Here is an 895-nt window from a genome sequence, read left to right as displayed (position 1 = left end):
TAATCAAAATGCTTGCAGTAGCTTTCGCATATGGTGCAGTTTCCACACTGCCTGCGTTTTTCCTAAGCTCATTTTGCAAAAATCCGTATATCATAACCTGCCTGCCTTTATGCTCAACTATGTCCTCACAACAATGCTCAATAGGATAATAGACGCAAATCTTTTCAACGATAACTTTGATTTTGATAGAGCAAACGCCTTTTATCCAAGCTCTGTGACGAATTTTCTGTATATACAAAGCTTTGACAGAAGTGCAAAGTGGATAACTGCGGTGAACTGTTCGGGGGCGATCGTTATCCTGCTGGGATTTATTATCGTGATGAATTTGCGCAAGGACAAGGGGGTGTAGGTCAGCTATGATGAAAAATTTCAGCCTTAAACAAAGCTTTTTCTGTGCAAGGGCGGAGTTCATAAAGTGGATATGCGACGCACGAATGATAATCCTGGGAGTGCTTCTTATCTTCATTTACAGCTTTGCTATTGAGCCTCTTAAATCAAACGCAGAGCTTATGGGCGAGCCGCTGAATATCCTTGAGCCTTTTATCGCCATAGCTAATTCAGGTGCGATACTTCTTATCATACCGCTGGTTTTCCTCACACTTATCGCAGATTTTCCGAAGATAGACACCAACACAGTTTTCTACATAATGCGTGTGGGCAGGCTGAACTGGCTGTTCGGACAGCTTTTGAAGCTCATTTTTATGGCTTTATCTTATCTTGCAGTGATATTCTTGGGCGCAGTGCTCCCAATGCTTTCAGACGGCTTTTGGTACAACGGCTGGAGCAACGTGGCGACAAAGTTCGCTTCACGCTTTCCTGAACATTCGGGCAATTTCGGTGTGCAGCTTCTCCCTGAAAATCTCTACAATCAGCTCACAGTATTTTCAGCCGCAGT

Annotated in this window: 1 protein-coding gene and 1 pseudogene; both read left to right on the top strand. The window is 43.6% G+C overall.

Translation table 11 applies throughout. The features are described 5' to 3' along the window. Nucleotides 1-349, top strand: a 349-nt coding sequence (locus DW793_RS14880; RefSeq protein ID WP_181988401.1) for a hypothetical protein, incomplete at its 5' end; no start/stop codon positions are given. A 7-nt stretch (nucleotides 350-356) separates the two neighbouring features. Beyond that, nucleotides 357-895 (top strand): annotated as a pseudogene (locus DW793_RS14350) (hypothetical protein); the annotation flags it as partial.

It is taken from the genome of Ruminococcus sp. AM31-15AC (assembly GCF_003462045.1).
Classification (GTDB): domain Bacteria; phylum Bacillota; class Clostridia; order Oscillospirales; family Ruminococcaceae; genus Hominimerdicola; species Hominimerdicola aceti.
This window is presented reverse-complemented; position numbering and strand designations above follow the sequence as displayed.